The 17,640-nt window shown below is 60.3% G+C and carries 22 protein-coding genes; 11 read left to right on the forward strand and 11 right to left on the reverse strand.

Annotated elements, in window-relative coordinates:
* Positions 1–30 precede the first annotated feature (30 nt).
* Positions 31–924: a ZIP family metal transporter gene (locus tag K5K89_RS05385; RefSeq protein ID WP_071491150.1), complete on the forward strand. Its 894-nt coding sequence runs from the start codon at positions 31–33 to the stop codon at positions 922–924.
* 44 nt (positions 925–968) lie between these two features.
* Here K5K89_RS05385 and K5K89_RS05390 read toward each other — a convergent pair whose 3' ends face one another.
* From K5K89_RS05390 to K5K89_RS05435, 10 genes are all read right to left on the reverse strand, one after another.
* On the reverse strand, positions 969–1,241 hold the full coding sequence (locus tag K5K89_RS05390) for an HPr family phosphocarrier protein (protein WP_058422993.1): 273 nt from the start codon (positions 1,239–1,241) through the stop codon (positions 969–971).
* 16 nt (positions 1,242–1,257) lie between these two features.
* Entirely contained in the window at positions 1,258–2,115 is an 858-nt protein-coding gene (gene rapZ / locus K5K89_RS05395; protein ID WP_058422992.1) for an RNase adapter RapZ, read from the reverse strand.
* Between the two features lie 2 nt (positions 2,116–2,117).
* Positions 2,118–2,582 carry a PTS IIA-like nitrogen regulatory protein PtsN gene (gene ptsN / locus K5K89_RS05400; RefSeq protein WP_061435337.1) on the reverse strand — a complete coding sequence of 155 codons (465 nt, stop codon included), beginning with the start codon at positions 2,580–2,582 and terminating at the stop codon, positions 2,118–2,120.
* Between the two features lie 10 nt (positions 2,583–2,592).
* Positions 2,593–2,898 carry a ribosome hibernation-promoting factor, HPF/YfiA family gene (hpf, locus tag K5K89_RS05405; RefSeq protein WP_003171804.1) on the reverse strand — a complete coding sequence of 102 codons (306 nt, stop codon included), beginning with the start codon at positions 2,896–2,898 and terminating at the stop codon, positions 2,593–2,595.
* 75 nt (positions 2,899–2,973) lie between these two features.
* Positions 2,974–4,467, reverse strand: coding sequence for an RNA polymerase factor sigma-54 (locus tag K5K89_RS05410; RefSeq protein WP_016974289.1), 1,494 nt, complete (start codon positions 4,465–4,467; stop codon positions 2,974–2,976).
* A gap of 184 nt (positions 4,468–4,651) precedes the next feature.
* The gene (lptB, locus tag K5K89_RS05415) at positions 4,652–5,377 is read right to left on the reverse strand and encodes an LPS export ABC transporter ATP-binding protein (RefSeq protein ID WP_016974288.1); all 726 of its coding nucleotides are present in this window, start codon (positions 5,375–5,377) and stop codon (positions 4,652–4,654) included.
* Positions 5,377–5,910 carry a lipopolysaccharide transport periplasmic protein LptA gene (gene lptA / locus K5K89_RS05420; RefSeq protein WP_032893554.1) on the reverse strand — a complete coding sequence of 178 codons (534 nt, stop codon included), beginning with the start codon at positions 5,908–5,910 and terminating at the stop codon, positions 5,377–5,379. The genes lptB and lptA overlap by 1 nt, the downstream gene beginning before the upstream one ends.
* The gene (gene lptC, locus K5K89_RS05425; protein ID WP_222540992.1) at positions 5,897–6,469 is read right to left on the reverse strand and encodes an LPS export ABC transporter periplasmic protein LptC; all 573 of its coding nucleotides are present in this window, start codon (positions 6,467–6,469) and stop codon (positions 5,897–5,899) included. The genes lptA and lptC overlap by 14 nt, the downstream gene beginning before the upstream one ends.
* Before the next feature lie 8 nt (positions 6,470–6,477).
* On the reverse strand, positions 6,478–7,002 hold the full coding sequence (locus tag K5K89_RS05430) for a KdsC family phosphatase (RefSeq protein ID WP_058414321.1): 525 nt from the start codon (positions 7,000–7,002) through the stop codon (positions 6,478–6,480).
* Complete coding sequence (locus tag K5K89_RS05435; RefSeq protein WP_071491152.1) at positions 7,003–7,977, reverse strand: KpsF/GutQ family sugar-phosphate isomerase; 975 nt, start codon at positions 7,975–7,977, stop codon at positions 7,003–7,005.
* Between the two features lie 298 nt (positions 7,978–8,275).
* Between K5K89_RS05435 and K5K89_RS05440 the strand changes: the two genes are divergently transcribed.
* The 10 genes from K5K89_RS05440 to hisC all read left to right on the forward strand — a co-directional run bounded on the left by K5K89_RS05440 (position 8,276) and on the right by hisC (position 16,235).
* On the forward strand, positions 8,276–9,085 hold the full coding sequence (locus K5K89_RS05440; protein ID WP_003171811.1) for an ATP-binding cassette domain-containing protein: 810 nt from the start codon (positions 8,276–8,278) through the stop codon (positions 9,083–9,085).
* Positions 9,085–9,882 carry a lipid asymmetry maintenance ABC transporter permease subunit MlaE gene (gene mlaE, locus K5K89_RS05445; protein WP_003188592.1) on the forward strand — a complete coding sequence of 266 codons (798 nt, stop codon included), beginning with the start codon at positions 9,085–9,087 and terminating at the stop codon, positions 9,880–9,882. The genes K5K89_RS05440 and mlaE overlap by 1 nt, the downstream gene beginning before the upstream one ends.
* Positions 9,882–10,349: an outer membrane lipid asymmetry maintenance protein MlaD gene (gene mlaD, locus K5K89_RS05450; protein WP_017845975.1), complete on the forward strand. Its 468-nt coding sequence runs from the start codon at positions 9,882–9,884 to the stop codon at positions 10,347–10,349. Before mlaE ends, mlaD begins: the two co-directional genes overlap by 1 nt.
* An 11-nt stretch (positions 10,350–10,360) precedes the next feature.
* Entirely contained in the window at positions 10,361–11,008 is a 648-nt protein-coding gene (locus tag K5K89_RS05455; protein WP_071491153.1) for a phospholipid-binding protein MlaC, read from the forward strand.
* Complete coding sequence (locus tag K5K89_RS05460; protein WP_071491154.1) at positions 11,005–11,310, forward strand: lipid asymmetry maintenance protein MlaB; 306 nt, start codon at positions 11,005–11,007, stop codon at positions 11,308–11,310. The genes K5K89_RS05455 and K5K89_RS05460 overlap by 4 nt, the downstream gene beginning before the upstream one ends.
* A 114-nt stretch (positions 11,311–11,424) precedes the next feature.
* On the forward strand, positions 11,425–11,664 hold the full coding sequence (locus K5K89_RS05465; protein WP_003188597.1) for a BolA family protein: 240 nt from the start codon (positions 11,425–11,427) through the stop codon (positions 11,662–11,664).
* Positions 11,665–11,687: 23 nt separating this feature from the next.
* Positions 11,688–12,953, forward strand: coding sequence for a UDP-N-acetylglucosamine 1-carboxyvinyltransferase (murA, locus tag K5K89_RS05470; RefSeq protein WP_010213103.1), 1,266 nt, complete (start codon positions 11,688–11,690; stop codon positions 12,951–12,953).
* A gap of 140 nt (positions 12,954–13,093) precedes the next feature.
* Positions 13,094–13,729: an ATP phosphoribosyltransferase gene (gene hisG / locus K5K89_RS05475; protein WP_003188599.1), complete on the forward strand. Its 636-nt coding sequence runs from the start codon at positions 13,094–13,096 to the stop codon at positions 13,727–13,729.
* 127 nt (positions 13,730–13,856) lie between these two features.
* Positions 13,857–15,179 carry a histidinol dehydrogenase gene (hisD, locus tag K5K89_RS05480; RefSeq protein WP_071491155.1) on the forward strand — a complete coding sequence of 441 codons (1,323 nt, stop codon included), beginning with the start codon at positions 13,857–13,859 and terminating at the stop codon, positions 15,177–15,179.
* 3 nt (positions 15,180–15,182) lie between these two features.
* Complete coding sequence (hisC, locus tag K5K89_RS05485) at positions 15,183–16,235, forward strand: histidinol-phosphate transaminase (RefSeq protein ID WP_222540993.1); 1,053 nt, start codon at positions 15,183–15,185, stop codon at positions 16,233–16,235.
* A 128-nt stretch (positions 16,236–16,363) separates the two neighbouring features.
* Here hisC and K5K89_RS05490 read toward each other — a convergent pair whose 3' ends face one another.
* Positions 16,364–17,638 (reverse strand): uracil-xanthine permease family protein, encoded by a 1,275-nt coding sequence (locus K5K89_RS05490; RefSeq protein WP_071491157.1) that lies wholly within the window; start codon positions 17,636–17,638, stop codon positions 16,364–16,366.
* Between the last annotated feature and the right edge of the window lie 2 nt (positions 17,639–17,640).

Genomic DNA, 17,640 nt, shown 5'->3' on the forward strand with positions numbered 1-17,640 from the left:
AACCACCCTCGACAAGATCTAAGGCCGACTATGGGGACTGACACACTGGCGATCAGTAGCGGACGAATGTTTCGTTATGCGTTTGGCTCGCTGCTGCTATTGGCAGGTACTGCATTGCTGGTGGCCCACGGGCTGGCCTGGCTGAACCTGGAACCGCGCATCCTGCGCGCCCTGCAAGGCGGCTCCATTTGCGCCCTGGGGACGGCGCTGGGCGCGGTCCCGGTACTGGTGATCCGACGCATGCCGGTGGCGCTGAGCGACACATTGCTGGGTTTTGGTGCAGGCGTGATGCTGGCGGCGACGGCGTTTTCGCTGATCGTCCCGGGCATTGCCGCAGCTGAAAGCCTGGGGCTCTCACCGTGGGGTGCCAGTGGTTTGATCAGCTTTGGCATCATGCTGGGGGCATTCGGGTTGTACTTGGTTGACCGTAAGGTCTCCGGGGCGAGTCCGGAAATGCTGGTGGGCACGCCGGACAAGCCGGTAATTCCACCGCGTATCTGGTTATTCGTGTTTGCCATCATCGCCCACAACATCCCCGAAGGCATGGCGGTAGGCGTTTCCGCCGGTGGTGGCATGCCGGATGCCGACAGCCTGGCCATGGGCATCGCGTTGCAGGACGTGCCCGAGGGACTGGTGATTGCGTTGGTGTTGGCCGGGGCGGGAATGTCGCGGGTCAAGGCGTTCCTGATCGGCGCTGCATCAGGTCTGGTGGAGCCCGTATTCGCTGTGCTCTGCGCCTGGCTGGTCAGCCTCGCCGAAGTGTTGTTGCCTTTGGGGTTGGCCCTGGCTGCTGGCGCGATGCTGTTGGTGGTGACCCACGAAGTCATCCCCGAGTCGCGACGCAATGGTCACGAAAAACTCGCCAGCCTGGGCCTGTGCATCGGTTTTTGCTTGATGATGGTGATGGACACCGCTTTGGGGTAGGTAAAGTCTACTGTAGGAGCGAGCAAGCTCGCTTCCACAGAGGGTTATTCACCTTCGTCGAAGTAATTGTTGATCAGCGCCACCAGCGCGGCCATTGCTTCGTCTTCCTGCTCGCCTTCCGTCTTCAAGTGAATCCGGGTGCCCTTGCCGGCCGCCAGCATCATCATGGCCATGATGCTCTTGCCGTCGACCATGGATTCAGGTGTACGCCCGGCGCGGATCTGGCAGGGGAACTGCCCTGCTACGCCCACGAACTTGGCCGAGGCGCGGGCGTGCAAGCCCAGCTTGTTGATGATTTCAATTTCCAGAGCGGGCATCGCGGGGGTGTTCCTTTCAGCTAAGGTCGCGGTGGCGGACCTGGACGTTCTTGAGGGTTTGTTGCAGCACCTGGCCCAGGCGCTCGGTCAGGTAGACGGAGCGGTGATGGCCGCCAGTGCAGCCGATGGCAATGGTGACATAGGCGCGGTTGCTTGCAGCAAAGCGTGGCAGCCATTTGAGCAAGTAGGTGGAAATATCCTGGAACATCTCCTCCACATCCGGTTGCGCCGCCAGGTAATCGGCCACGGGCTGATCCAGCCCGGACTGGTCACGCAGCTCCGGTTTCCAGTACGGGTTAGGCAGGCAGCGCACATCGAACACCAGGTCGGCGTCGACCGGCATGCCGCGCTTGAACCCGAACGACTCCACGAGGAACGCCGTGCCCGGCTCCGGCTGGTTCAGCAGGCGCAGCTTGATGGCATCGCGCAACTGGTACAGGTTGAGGCTGGTGGTGTTTATCTTGAGGTCGGCGAGGTCAATGATCGGTCCCAGCAGCTTGGTTTCGTCTTCGATGGCTTCGGCCAGAGAGCGATGGGGGCTGCTGAGGGGGTGGCGCCGGCGGGTCTCGGAGAAGCGTTTGAGCAGGGTCTCTTCGTCGGCGTCCAGGTACAGCACGTCGCAATGAATGTGCTTGCCCCGCACTTCCTCGAGCAATTGCGGGAATCGCTCGAGGTGGCTGGGCAGGTTACGGGCATCAATTGAAACGGCGACCAGCGGTTGGGCCAGTTCGGTATGGATCAAGGCGCGTTCCGCCAACTCTGGCAGCAGGCCGGCGGGCAGGTTGTCGATGCAATAGAACCCGTTGTCCTCAAGAACGTTGAGGGCGGTGCTTTTACCCGAGCCGGAGCGGCCGCTGACGATGATCAAGCGCATGGTTACTGCCCGTTCTGTTCATCCAGGACAACCTGGTACAGCGCCTCATTGCTGCTGGCGCTACGCAGTTTGTCGCGTACTTCCTTGCGGTCGAGCATGCTGGCGATCTGCCGGAGCAGTTCCAGGTGCGCATCGGTAGCGGCTTGCGGGACCAGCAGGACGAACAGCAGGTCTACCGGCGCACCGTCGATGGCGTCGAAATCGATGGGGGCTTCCAGGTGCAGCAGGGCACTGACAGGTGTTTCGCAGCCTTTGAGGCGACAGTGAGGAATGGCGATGCCGTTGCCAAAACCCGTGGAACCGAGTTTTTCACGGGCAATCAGCGCATCGAAGACATCCTGCATCTCCAGATCCGGCACTTCGCGCGCGATCAGGTTGGCAATTTGTTCGAGGGCTTTCTTTTTACTGCCGCCCGGCACGTTCACGAGGGAACGGCCGGGGGTCAGGATGGTTTCAAGTCGGATCATGGGGGGAGAGTTAACGACCTGTACCTTGCATCAGGTGCAGATTCTTTTCCTTATGCTTTATGAGTTGGCGGTCCAGCTTGTCGTAGAGCGAGTCGATCGCCGCGTACATGTCTTCATGTTCCGCATTGGCGACGAGCTTGGCATTCGGTACGTGCAGGGTGGCCTCGATTTTCTGCTTGAGCTTATCGACCTCCATGATGACCTGCACGTTGGTGATCTTGTCAAAATGCCCTGCAAGCTTGTTCAACTTGCTTTCGGTGTACTCACGCAGGGGCTTGGTCACTTCCAGTTGGTGTCCACTGATGTTGACTTGCATACAGCTTCTCCTTCGTTGCCAGTGCATAAAGCGGCAGGCAAAGGCGCCTGCCACTGGAACGCTGTGGCCCGCCCGTCACATCAAACGCTTACGCTCGCTGGAAGGCGCGATCCCGAGGGACTCGCGGTACTTGGCGACGGTTCGACGGGCGACCTGAATGCCTTGTGCCTCCAGTAAACCAGCGATCTTACTGTCACTCAATGGCTTTTTCTGATTTTCCGCGGCAACCAGTTTTTTGATGATCGCGCGGATCGCCGTGGACGAGCATTCACCGCCTTCGGAGGTGCTGACGTGGCTGGAGAAAAAGTATTTCAGTTCATAAATACCCCGTGGGGTATGCATGAATTTCTGCGTGGTCACGCGTGAAATGGTCGATTCATGCATGCCCACCGCTTCGGCGATGTCATGCAGTACCAGCGGCTTCATCGCTTCGTCGCCGTATTCCAGGAAGCCGCGCTGGTGCTCGACGATCTGGGTGGCGACTTTCATCAGGGTTTCGTTGCGGCTTTGCAGGCTCTTGATGAACCAGCGGGCTTCCTGCAACTGGTTGCGCATGAAGGTGTTATCGGCGCTGGTGTCGGCGCGGCGGACGAAACCGGCATATTGCGGGTTGACCCTCAGGCGTGGCACCGACTCCTGGTTCAGTTCCACCAGCCAACGCTCGTTGTCCTTGCGCACGATCACGTCGGGGACGACATATTCGGCTTCGCTGGACTCGATTTGCGAGCCGGGGCGCGGGTTGAGGCTCTGTACCAGCTCGATGACCTGGCGCAGGTCGTCTTCCTTGAGCTTCATGCGACGCATCAACTGGCTGTAGTCGCGGCTGCCCAGCAGGTCGATATAGTCGGTGACCAGGCGCTGGGCCTCGGCGAGCCATGGGGTCTTGGCCGGCAGCTGGCGCAATTGCAGCAGCAGGCATTCGCTGAGGGTGCGGGCGCCGATACCGGCAGGCTCGAACTGCTGGATGCGGTGCAGGACGGCTTCGATCTCGTCCAGTTCGATATCCAGTTCGGGGTCGAAGGCTTCAAGAATTTCTTCAAGCGTCTCGTCTAGATAACCCTGATTATTGATGCAGTCGATCAGGGTTACGGCGATCAGGCGATCGGTGTCCGACATCGGTGCCAGGTTCAGTTGCCATAGCAGATGGCTCTGCAGGCTCTCGCCGGCAGAGGTGCGGGTGGTGAAGTCCCACTCGTCATCGTCGTTGCTGGGCAGGCTGCTGGCGCTGGTCTGGTAGACATCTTCCCAGGCGGTGTCGACCGGAAGCTCGTTGGGAATGCGTTCGTTCCATTCGCCTTCCTCAAGGTTGTCCACCGTGGGGGCGGTTTCCTGGTAGGAGGGTTCCTGCACATCGGAATTGGGTTTTTGCTCGATGTTATCGGCCAGCGGGTCTGCATTATCGAAGTCGTCGCCTTCTTCCTGGCGTTCGAGCATCGGATTGGACTCCAGGGCCTCCTGGATTTCCTGTTGCAGGTCCAGGGTCGACAATTGGAGCAGGCGGATGGCCTGTTGCAGCTGCGGTGTCATCGTCAGCTGCTGGCCCATTCTCAGGACTAGCGATGGTTTCATGGCAGGGGCTTAACACCTTATTCGCCGGCGCAATGCGCCATCCACGACAGGGCGCGTGAGCGCCAAACATAAGCAAATTATATGCCTGATGTCGGGTGCTTTGCCTAGAGCGCGGTAACAATAAAAATCCGGAGGTTTTCATTGACTCCCGCGCACCTTGGCGAACGCCGTGACACCACGGTGTTTACAGGCGGAACTCGTGACCCAGATACACTTCCTTGACCAGTTCATTGGCCAGGATTGTGGCGGAATCACCTTCGGCAATCAGCTGGCCGTCATTGACGATATAGGCGGTTTCGCAGATGTCGAGCGTCTCACGGACGTTGTGATCGGTGATCAGCACGCCGATGCCCTTGGCCTTGAGGTGATGGATGATCTGCTTGATGTCGCCGACCGAGATCGGGTCGACGCCGGCAAACGGCTCGTCCAGCAGGATGAACTTGGGTGCAGTGGCCAGGGCGCGGGCGATTTCCACGCGGCGACGCTCACCACCGGACAGGCTCATGCCGAGGTTGTCGCGGATATGGTTGATGTGGAACTCCTGCAGCAGGCTTTCCAGCTCCTTGCGACGGCCGTCACGGTCGAGTTCCTTGCGGGTCTCGAGGATCGCCATGATGTTGTCCGACACCGACAGTTTGCGGAAGATCGACGCTTCCTGTGGGAGATAGCCGATACCGGCACGGGCGCGGCCGTGCATTGGCTGGTGGCTCACGTCCAGGTCATCGATCAGCACGCGACCCTGGTCCGCCTGGACCAGGCCGACGATCATGTAGAAGCAAGTGGTCTTGCCGGCGCCGTTGGGGCCGAGCAAGCCGACGATCTGGCCGCTGTCGATCGACAGGCTGACGTCGCGCACGACCTGACGGCTTTTATAGGCCTTGGCCAGATGCTGGGCTTTCAGGGTTGCCATTACTCGGCCTTCTTCTTCGGCTGGATAACCATGTCGATGCGTGGACGAGGCGCGGTGACCTTGTTGCCATTGGCACGACCGGCGTTTGCAATCTGTTTAACGGTGTCATAGGTGATCTTCTCACCTTCCGTGGAGTTGCCATCGGGGCTGAGCACCTTGGCCTGGTCGATCAGGACGATGCGGTTCTGCTGGGCATGGTACTGGATGGTCTTGCCGTAGCCCTTCATCGGTCCGGTATCGGTCGCGGACTGCTTCTGTTCGAAGTAAGCCAGGTTGCCGACCGAGGTCACGACATCGATATCGCCGGTCTTGGTGCGCGTAAGCGTCACGGTATTGCCGGTGATTTTCATCGAGCCCTGCGTGATGATCACGCCGCCGGTGTAGGTGGCCACGCCTTGCTTGTCATCCAGTTGCGCATCGTCAGCTGAAATGTGGATCGGCTGCTGGCTATCGTTCGGCAGAGCCCAGGCGCTCACGCTTCCCAGTGCTGCGCCCAGGCCGAGCAAAATAGGGAGAGTTTTAACGAGCCTCATACTGTCCTCTTACGTTCGATAGCAGGTGTATCCTGCTTTCTTTCAAATACGCTTTCATTCCCTTGCCAGTCGATACACCGCCAGCGCCGTCGATTCTAACGTCTTGCTCGGTCTGCGCATATTGCTTCTGCGGGAATACGGTCATGCGACTGCTGGTAATCACGGTCTCACGGCTTTTATCGTCAGTGCGCGCAATGCGCACCGAGTCGATCAGTTCCACCTCGGTACCGTCCGGGTTGACCTCGCCACGCTTGCTGGTGACGTGCCATGGGAACTCGGTACCGCGGTAAATGTTCATGTCCGGGTTGGTCAGCAGGGTGACTTCGGTGGCCTTCACATGCTCGACCTTGTCCGAGGTCATCTCGTATTGCACCTTGCCGTCAGGCAGGAACTGCACGCTTTTGGCATTGATGGCGTAATAGTCGATAGCGCCCTCGTCAACCTGCGTAGCAGGCTGGTCGAGAAAGCGCTCCGGGCTGATATTCCAGTAGCCCACCGCCAGGAACAGCGCGGCGATGACTCCGAATAACAGGAAGTTGCGAATCTTTTTGCTCGGCATAAAACGCTCTATAAGTAGGCGGCGTGGGCCGCTTCAAGGCTGCCCTGGGCACGCAGGATCAGCTCGCAGAACTCGCGGGCGGCACCTTCGCCACCGCGGGCGCTGGTGATGCCATGGGCGTGTTCGCGAACAAACGCCGCCGCATTGGCGACGGCCATGCCCAGGCCTACTCGGCGAATCACCGGCAGGTCTGGCAGGTCATCACCCAAGTAGGCGACCTGCTCATAGCTTAGGTTGAGTTGGCCAAGAAGCTCGTCCAGAACCACCAGTTTATCCTCGCGGCCCTGATACAGGTGAGGAATCCCCAGGTTTTGTGCACGCCGTTCCACAACGGGCGTTTTCCGGCCGCTGATAATTGCCGTTTGCACGCCCGCCGCCATCAACATTTTGATGCCCTGGCCGTCCAGCGTGTTGAATGTCTTGAATTCGCTGCCGTCTTCGAGAAAGTACAGGCGGCCGTCGGTCAGCACACCGTCAACGTCGAAAATCGCGAGTTTGATATTTTTGCCGCGTTGCAACAGGTCGCTGGTCATCTACATCACTCCTGCACGCAGCAAGTCGTGCATGTTCAGGGCGCCAATCGGGCGGTCGTCGCCATCAACCACCACCAGCGCGCCGATCTTGTGGTCTTCCATGATCTTCAAGGCTTCGGCTGCCAGCATCTCGGGGCGCGCGGTCTTGCCGTGGGGTGTCATTACCGCGTCGATGGTGGCGGTGTGGATATCAATCGTGCGGTCCAGGGTACGGCGCAGGTCGCCGTCGGTGAAGACCCCGGCCAGGCGGCCATCGGCCTCGAGGATCACGGTCATGCCCAGGCCCTTGCGGGTCATTTCCATCAGCGCGTCTTTCAGCAGGGTGCCGCGCTGGACGTGAGGCAATTCATCGCCCGAGTGCATGACGTTTTCCACTTTCAGCAGCAGGCGGCGGCCCAGGGCGCCGCCTGGATGGGAAAACGCGAAGTCTTCGGCGGTAAACCCCCGGGCTTCCAGCAGTGCTACGGACAAGGCATCGCCCATGACCAGTGCGGCGGTGGTGGAGGAGGTCGGTGCCAGGTTCAGCGGGCAGGCCTCGTGGTCCACGTGGACGTTCAGGTTCACTTCGGCGGCCTTGGCCAGCGTCGACTCCGGGTTGCCGGTGATGCTGATCATCTTGATGCCCAGGCGTTTGATCAGCGGCAACAGGGTCACGATTTCGTTGGTCGTGCCGGAGTTGGACAGGGCAAGGATGATGTCATCCTTGGTGATCATGCCCATGTCGCCGTGGCTGGCTTCGGCCGGGTGCACGAAAAACGCGGTGGTTCCGGTGCTGGCCAGGGTGGCGGCGATCTTGTTGCCGACGTGGCCGGATTTGCCCATGCCGACCACCACAACGCGGCCCTTGCTGGCCAGAATCATCTCGCAGGCGCGTACGAAATCCGCGTCAATATGCGCCAGCAAGCCTTCTACGGCTTCAAGCTCGAGGCGGATGGTGCGTTGTGCGGATTGAATAAGGTCGCTGGATTGGCTCATGTCTGAAATCGTATAGCCTGACGAAAAGTCGGCGATTATAGCGGTAATGATCAATTCCCTCACGCAAGTTCGTCAGGGTTTGTTCGCAATGTGCTTGAGATTCAACCCCAGCAACGATTTTTCCCTGTCCCCAATCTGAACAAGCACTGTTCCGGCCTTGGGCGCCTAGTACCAGCAGTGATATAGTTCGCCGCCAGTTCGGTCCGCCCAGCCCACGTGGCCAACTATTGCACAACGGTTGCAAACGTTTGTAGCAAGCGTGGTGTCTGAGTGAGAGGCTGCATCCCAAGGAGTTTAGATGAGTGCCGATAACGCCTACGCGGTCGAGCTGAAGGGACTGACCTTCAAGCGCGGGACGCGCAGCATCTTCAATAACGTCGATATCCGCATTCCGCGCGGCAAGGTCACGGGCATCATGGGGCCTTCCGGTTGCGGCAAGACCACGCTGCTGCGCCTGATGGGCATGCAATTGCGCCCCAGTGCGGGAGAGGTGTGGGTCAACGGCCAGAACCTGCCGACGCTGTCGCGCAGCGATCTGTTCGATGCACGCAAGCACATGGGTGTGCTGTTCCAGAGCGGTGCGCTGTTCACCGACCTTGATGTTTTCGAGAACGTGGCCTTTCCGCTGCGGGTGCATACCCAGCTGTCCGATGAAATGATTCGTGACATTGTGTTGCTGAAACTGCAGGCCGTGGGCCTTCGCGGCGCCATCGACCTGATGCCCGATGAATTGTCTGGTGGGATGAAGCGCCGTGTGGCGCTGGCGCGTGCCATCGCCCTCGACCCGCAGATTCTCATGTACGACGAGCCCTTCGTCGGTCAGGACCCCATCGCCATGGGCGTGCTGGTGCGTCTGATCCGTCTGCTCAACGATGCACTGGGCATCACCAGCATCGTGGTCTCCCACGATCTTGCAGAAACCGCGAGCATTGCCGATTACCTCTATGTAGTGGGCGATGGCCAGGTGCTGGGGCAGGGCACGCCCGAAGAGCTGATGAACGCCGACAACCCGCGCATTCGCCAATTCATGACCGGCGATCCTGATGGCCCGGTGCCTTTTCACTTTCCGGCGGCGGATTACCGCTCAGATCTTCTGGGGAAGCGCTGATGCGCAAGACATCTCTTATCGAGAAGGTTCGCCTTTTCGGTCGCTCGGGCATCGACATCGTCGAAGTGCTGGGCCGTTCGACGATTTTCCTGTTCCACGCATTGCTCGGCCGTGGCGGCATTGGCGGCGGCTTTGGCCTGCTGGTCAAGCAGTTGCATTCGGTGGGCGTGATGTCCCTGGTGATCATCGTGGTCTCCGGGGTGTTCATTGGCATGGTGCTGGCGTTGCAGGGCTTCAATATCCTGTCCAGCTATGGTTCGGAGCAGGCGGTGGGGCAGATGGTCGCCCTGACGCTGTTGCGTGAACTGGGGCCGGTGGTGACCGCTCTGCTGTTCGCCGGGCGCGCGGGCTCAGCGCTGACCGCCGAAATCGGCAACATGAAGTCCACCGAACAGCTGTCCAGCCTGGAAATGATTGGCGTGGACCCACTCAAGTACATTGTTGCCCCACGCCTGTGGGCCGGCTTCATTTCCCTGCCACTGCTGGCGATGATCTTCAGCGTGGTCGGGATCTGGGGTGGTTCGTGGGTGGCGGTGGACTGGCTGGGCGTCTACGACGGCTCCTACTGGGCCAACATGCAGAACAGCGTGACGTTCACTGGCGACGTGCTCAACGGCATCATAAAGAGCATCGTGTTCGCCTTTGTTGTCACCTGGATCGCCGTATTCCAAGGCTATGACTGTGAGCCCACCTCAGAAGGGATCAGTCGCGCCACCACCAAGACCGTTGTGTACGCCTCGCTGGCGGTACTGGGCCTTGACTTCATTTTGACCGCCTTGATGTTTGGAGATTTCTGATGCAAAACCGCACTGTGGAAATCGGTGTCGGCCTTTTCTTGCTGGCTGGCATCCTGGCTTTACTCTTGTTGGCCCTGCGCGTCAGCGGCCTGTCGGCCAGCCCCACTGCCGACACTTATAAACTTTACGCATACTTCGACAATATCGCCGGTTTGACTGTCAGAGCTAAAGTGACCATGGCCGGTGTGACCATCGGCAAGGTCACGGCAATCGATCTGGATCGCGACAGCTTCACCGGCCGAGTGACGATGCAACTGGACAAGAAGGTAGATAATCTGCCGACTGACTCCACTGCATCTATTCTCACTGCGGGTCTGCTGGGCGAGAAATACATCGGTATCAGCGTGGGTGGGGAAACAGCCCTGCTCAAGGATGGCTCGACAATCCACGACACACAGTCGTCGCTGGTGCTTGAGGACCTGATCGGTAAATTCCTGCTTAATACGGTCAATAAAGACGCCAAATGAGGAATCTGTTCATGATCTCTACCTTGCGACGCGGCCTGCTGGTGCTGTTGGCAGCGCTGCCGCTGATGGCTAACGCGGCAGGTTCTGCGCACGATCTGGTGCAGGACACGACCAACAAAATGCTGGCTGACCTCACTGCCAATAAAGAGCAGTACAAGCAAGATCCGAGTAAGTTTTACAACGCGCTCAACACCATTGTCGGCCCGGTGGTCGATGCCGAAGGCATTTCCCGCAGCATCATGACGGTCAAGTATTCGCGCAAGGCGACGCCTGCGCAGATGCAGACCTTCCAGGAAAACTTCAAGAAAGGCCTGTTCCAGTTCTACGGCAACGCGCTGCTCGAGTACAACAACCAGGGCATTACCGTTGCGCCTGCCGGGGACGAGTCGGGTAATCGCACCAGCGTCAACATGAGCGTCAAGGGCAATAACGGTGCCGTCTACCCTGTGCAATACACGCTCGAGAAGGTCAACGGCGAGTGGAAGCTGCGCAACGTGATCATCAACGGTATCAACATCGGCAAGCTGTTCCGTGATCAGTTCGCTGACGCGATGCAGCGTAATGGCAACGACCTGGACAAAACCATCAACGGTTGGGCCGGTGAAGTCGCCAAAGCCAAGGAAACATCCGATAAAGAAGCCGGGAAGCCTGTGCAATGACCGAGTCGGCTGTTCGTCTTGGCGACGCCGGTGAGTTGTTCCTCAGCGGCGTGCTGGATTACCGCACCGGGCCTGAGCTGCGCAAGCAGGGTCAGGCGCTGATCAAGACCAGCACTGCGCCCGCGTTGGTGCTGGATTGTTCTGCCGTGACCAAGTCCAGCAGCGTCGGCTTGTCGCTGCTGCTGTGCTTCATGCGTGATGCTGAGGCGGCCAGGAAGCCGGTCAGCATCCGGGCATTGCCCGAAGACATGCGCGAAATCGCCGAAGTTTCCGGTCTGACCGAGCTGCTGGCGCATCCTTAATACACATTATTAAAGAAGCCCCCCGTCAGAGTCCTGCTATGCGGGGTTCGCAGGCGCGGGGCTTTTTTGTATGATGTGCGACCCGCGCGCACTGGGCGCCGATAGAGGTTGAGCATGCAGGCCCTAGAAGTTAAGAGCTTTCTTGAAGGAAAGCTGCCGGAAACGACCGTTGAAGTTGAAGGCGAAGGCTGCAACTTCCAGCTGAACGTGATTAGCGATGAACTGGCGGCACTCAGCCCGGTCAAGCGTCAGCAGCAGATCTATGCCCATTTGAACCCGTGGATCACCGATGGCAGCATCCATGCGGTCACTATGAAATTTTTCAGCCGCGCGGCCTGGGCCGAGCGCACCTGAGCCCCCAAGGCGTCGAGATTCTTATGGATAAATTGATTATTACCGGCGGTGCCCGCCTTGATGGCGAGATTCGCATCTCCGGTGCAAAAAACTCCGCCTTGCCGATCCTGGCAGCGACCCTGCTGTGCGATGGCCCGGTGACCGTGGCCAACCTGCCGCACCTGCACGACATCACCACCATGATCGAGTTGTTCGGTCGCATGGGTATCGAGCCGGTGATCGACGAGAAACTGGCTGTCGAAATCGACCCGCGCACCATCAAGACCCTGATAGCACCGTACGAACTGGTGAAAACCATGCGTGCGTCGATCCTGGTGCTTGGCCCGATGGTTGCCCGTTTCGGCGAAGCCGAAGTCGCCCTGCCTGGCGGTTGCGCCATTGGCTCGCGTCCGGTTGACCTGCACATCCGTGGCCTTGAAGCCATGGGCGCCGTTATCGACGTCGAAGGCGGCTACATCAAGGCCAAGGCGCCGGAAGGCGGCCTGCGTGGCGCCAATTTCTTCTTTGATACTGTCAGTGTGACCGGCACCGAGAACATCATGATGGCCGCTGCCCTGGCCAAAGGCCGCAGCGTCCTGCAAAACGCCGCGCGCGAGCCGGAAGTGGTCGACCTGGCCAACTTCCTGAACGCCATGGGCGCGAAGGTTTCCGGTGCGGGCACCGACACCATCACTATCGATGGCGTAGAGCGTCTGCACACCGCCACCTACAAGGTAATGCCTGACCGCATCGAGACCGGTACCTACCTGGTTGCCGCCGCCGTCACCGGTGGCCGCGTCAAGGTCAAGGACACCGATCCGACCATCCTGGAAGCGGTCCTGGAAAAGCTGCGCGAAGCCGGTGCGGAAATCACGACCGGTGAAGACTGGATCGAGCTGAACATGCACGGCAAGCGTCCCAAGGCCGTCAACGTGCGTACCGCTCCGTACCCGGCGTTCCCGACCGATATGCAAGCGCAGTTCATCTCCCTGAACGCGATTGCCGAAGGCACCGGTGCCGTGATCGAGACCATCTTCGAAAACCGCTTCATGCACGTGTACGAATTGCACCGCATGGGCGCGAAGATCCAAGTCGAAGGCAACACCGCCATCGTCACCGGCACCGAGAAACTCAAGGGCGCGCCAGTCATGGCCACCGACCTGCGTGCATCGGCCAGCCTGGTGATCTCGGCGCTGATCGCCGAAGGCGACACCCTGATCGACCGCATCTACCACATAGACCGTGGTTACGAGTGCATTGAAGAAAAACTGCAGATGCTTGGCGCGAAAATCCGCCGCGTACCGGGCTAGTCCCGGAAGCTGTAACGGTGGGGGGAGGGTAATCTCTCTCCACAGGATTTGTTTCAAGTCGAGGCTGTAATGGCCTCGATCTGTGTCCGGCGCCGTTTGCGACCGGACCGCAATAGCCTGATAAAGGATTGACGTTTCCCATGTTGACCATCGCACTGTCCAAGGGCCGCATCCTTGACGACACGTTGCCGCTTCTGGCTGAAGCGGGCATCGTGCCGACCGAGAATCCGGACAAGAGCCGCAAGCTGATCATCCCCACGACCCAGGACGACGTGCGCCTGTTGATCGTGCGCGCTACCGACGTGCCGACCTACGTTGAACATGGCGCGGCCGACCTCGGCGTCGCCGGTAAAGACGTGCTGATGGAATACGGTGGCCAGGGCCTGTACGAGCCGTTGGACCTGCGTATCGCCCTGTGCAAGCTGATGACCGCCGGCCGTGTCGGTGATGTGGAGCCGAAGGGCCGCCTGCGCGTGGCGACCAAGTTCGTCAACGTCGCCAAGCGCTACTACGCCGAGCAAGGCCGCCAGGTCGACATCATCAAGCTTTACGGCTCGATGGAGCTGGCGCCGTTGATCGGCCTGGCTGACAAGATCATCGACGTGGTCGACACCGGTAACACCCTGCGCGCCAACGGTCTTGAGCCGCAGGACTTCATTGCCGACATCAGCTCCCGTCTGATCGTCAACAAGGCATCGATGAAGATGCAGCACGCCCGTATCCAGGCGTTGATCGACACGCTGCGCAAGGCAGTGGAGTCGCGACACCGCGGTTGACCTACCCGCGCGGCCCTGGGTCGCGCCCGTCTATCCGCCTCATAGCCAGAATTCTCAGGTGCCCAAGCGGATCGACTGCTAACGTTCGGCGCCTGAGCATTTTTGCCAATCCTATGAGGCCCTCGCTATGACCACGTCCACTGCAATTGCCCGACTCAACGCTGCCGACCCGGATTTCGCCCATCATCTGGATCATCTGCTGAGCTGGGAAAGCGTGTCCGACGATTCGGTCAACCAGCGGGTGCTCGACATCATCAAGGCCGTGCGCGAGCGCGGTGATGCGGCGCTGGTGGACTTCACCCGCCAGTTTGACGGTCTGGACGTCAAGTCCATGGCTGACCTGATCCTGCCCCGCGAACGCCTGGAGCTGGCCCTGACGCGCATCACCGCGCCGCAGCGCGAAGCCCTGGAAGTGGCGGCGGCGCGTGTGCGCAGCTACCACGAAAAACAGAAACAGGACTCCTGGAGCTACACCGAGGCCGACGGTACTGTGCTGGGCCAGAAGGTCACGCCGCTGGACCGCGCCGGTTTGTACGTGCCGGGTGGCAAGGCTTCGTACCCTTCATCGGTGCTGATGAACGCGATCCCGGCCAAAGTGGCGGGCGTGACCGAGGTGGTCATGGTGGTGCCGACGCCGCGTGGTGAAATCAACGAGCTGGTGCTGGCAGCGGCCTGCATCGCCGGTGTCGATCGGGTTTTCACCATCGGTGGTGCCCAAGCTGTTGCCGCCCTGGCCTATGGCACTGAAAGCGTACCGAAGGTAGACAAAGTGGTCGGCCCCGGCAACATCTATGTTGCCACTGCCAAGCGCCATGTGTTCGGCCAGGTCGGTATCGACATGATCGCCGGCCCTTCGGAAATCCTCGTGGTGTGCGACGGTCAGACCGATCCGGACTGGATCGCCATGGACCTGTTCTCCCAGGCCGAGCACGACGAAGACGCCCAGGCGATCCTGGTCAGTCCGGACGCCGAGTTCCTCGACAAGGTCGCGGCCAGCATCAATAAGCTGCTGCCGACCATGGAGCGCGCCGAGATCATCGAGAAATCGATCAATGGCCGTGGTGCGCTGATCCTGGTGCGCGACATGGAGCAAGCCATCGACGTGGCCAACCGCATCGCGCCGGAGCACCTGGAGTTGTCCGTCGCCGACCCACAAGCCTGGCTGCCGTCGATTCGCCACGCCGGTGCGATCTTCATGGGCCGCCACACCAGCGAGGCCCTGGGCGACTACTGCGCAGGCCCGAACCACGTGCTGCCGACTTCCGGCACCGCGCGTTTCTCGTCGCCGCTGGGGGTGTATGACTTCCAGAAGCGTTCGTCGATCATTTTCTGCTCGCCGCAGGGCGCTTCCGAGCTGGGCAAGACTGCCTCGGTGCTGGCCCGTGGCGAATCCCTCAGCGCGCACGCCCGCAGCGCCGAATACCGCATCCTTGAAGAGAAGGGGAACTGAGACATGAGCAAATTCTGGAGCCCTTTCGTCAAGGACCTCGTGCCTTACGTGCCCGGTGAACAACCGAAGCTGACCAAACTGGTCAAGCTCAATACCAATGAAAACCCCTACGGTCCGTCGCCCAAAGCGTTGGCGGCAATGCAGGCCGAGTTGAATGACAACCTGCGCCTGTACCCGGACCCCAACAGCGACCTGCTCAAACAGGCGGTGGCCACGCATTACGGGATCGACGCCGCTAAAGTCTTCCTCGGCAACGGTTCCGACGAAGTGCTGGCGCACATCTTCCACGGTTTGTTCCAGCACGACCTGCCGCTGCTGTTCCCGGATATCAGCTACAGCTTCTATCCGGTTTACTGCGGCCTTTATGGCATCCAGTCCGAACCGGTGCCGCTGGATGACCAGTTCCAGATTCGCGTGGCGGATTACGCCAAGCCCAACGGCGGGATCATTTTTCCCAACCCGAACGCGCCGACCGGCTGCGTGCTGGCGCTGGACGCGGTGGAGCAGATCCTCAAGGCCAGCCCGGATTCGGTGGTGGTGGTCGATGAAGCCTATATCGACTTCGGCGGTGAAACCGCGATCAGCCTGGTGGATCGCTACCCGAACCTGCTGGTCACCCAGACCCTGTCCAAATCGCGCTCACTGGCCGGTTTGCGTGTGGGCCTGGCCGTGGGCCACCCGGACTTGATCGAGGCGCTGGAGCGGGTCAAGAACAGCTTCAACTCCTATCCACTGGACCGCCTGGCGATTGTTGGCGCGGCGGCGGCGTTCGAGGACCGTGAGTATTTCGAGAAGACGTGCCGGTTGGTGATCGACAGTCGCGACAAGCTGGTCGCGCAACTGGAAGAGAAAGGCTTTGAAGTGCTGCCGTCGGCTGCCAACTTCATCTTTGCCCGTCACGCACGGCACGACGCTGCGGGCCTGGCGGCCAAGTTGCGTGAGCAAGGGGTGATCGTGCGGCACTTCAAGCAGGAGCGAATTGCCCAGTTCCTGCGGATCAGCATCGGTACGCCGGAGCAGAACCAGGCGTTGATCGATGGGCTCGGTGAGCTCTAAGCCACACTGAAGAGCAAAATGTGGGAGGGGGCTTGCCCCCGATTGCGGTGTATCAGTCAGCTAATGCATTGACTGACACACTGCTATCGGGGGCAAGCCCCCTCCCACATTGGGTTTCGCGGTGCTGGTTAGAGCAACGGCTCATCCGACTTCTTGTTCTTCCAGCCATCATTGCCCGGCAGCAGCAGGTTCAACCCAATCGCCACCACCGCACACAGGGCGATGCCCTTGAGGCCGAAGTCATCCGGGCCGGTGCCGGTGCCGACCAGCACACCGCCAATTCCGAACACCAGGGTCACCGACACAATCACCAGGTTGCGCGCTTCGCCCAGGTCGATCTTGTGGCGGATCAGCGTGTTCATCCCCACCGCGGCAATCGAGCCGAACAGCAGGCACAGAATCCCGCCCATCACCGGCACCGGAATGCTCTGCAGCAACGCGCCGAACTTGCCGATGAACGCCAGGCTGATGGCAAACACCGCTGCCCAGGTCATGATCTTCGGGTTGTAGTTCTTGGTCAGCATCACCGCGCCGGTCACTTCGGCGTAGGTGGTGTTGGGTGGGCCGCCGAACAGACCGGCAGCCGTGGTGGCAATGCCGTCACCCAGCAGGGTGCGGTGCAGGCCGGGCTTCTTCAAGTAGTCGCGACCGGTCACGCTGCCCACCGCAATCACGCCGCCGATATGTTCGATTGCCGGGGCCAGGGCCACCGGGACGATGAACAGGATCGCCTGCCAGTTGAATTCCGGCGCGGTGAAGTGGGGCAGGGCGAACCAGGGGGCCGCCGCGATCTTCGCCGTGTCGACCACGCCAAAGTAGAACGACATGGCGAAGCCCACCAGCACGCCGGAGATGATCGGCACCAGGCGGAAAATGCCTTTGCCGAACACCGCCACGATCAAGGTGGTCAGCAGCGCAGGCATCGAGATCATCATCGCGGTCTGGTAATGGATCAGCTCAGCGCCATCACCGGTTTTACCCATCGCCATGTTCGCGGCAATCGGCGCCATGGCCAGGCCGATGGAGATAATCACCGGCCCGATCACCACGGGCGGCAGCAACCGGTCGATAAACCCGGTGCCTTTGATCTTCACCGCCAGGCCCAGGAAGGTGTACACGAAACCCGCCGCCATCACCCCGCCCATGGTCGCCGCGAGGCCGAACTGGCCCTTGGCGAGAATGATCGGGGTAATGAAGGCAAAGCTCGACGCCAGGAAGACCGGCACCTGCCGCCCCGTCACCACCTGGAACAGCAACGTGCCCAGGCCTGCGGTGAACAGCGCGACGTTTGGATCAAGACCTGTGATCAGTGGCATCAACACCAGCGCACCAAATGCTACGAAGAGCATTTGTGCGCCAGACAGGATCTGGCGCCAAAGCGGGTCGTTGAATTCATCCTGCATGC

Source organism: Pseudomonas sp. DR208, from assembly GCF_019823005.1.
In the GTDB taxonomy this organism is placed as follows: domain Bacteria; phylum Pseudomonadota; class Gammaproteobacteria; order Pseudomonadales; family Pseudomonadaceae; genus Aquipseudomonas; species Aquipseudomonas extremorientalis.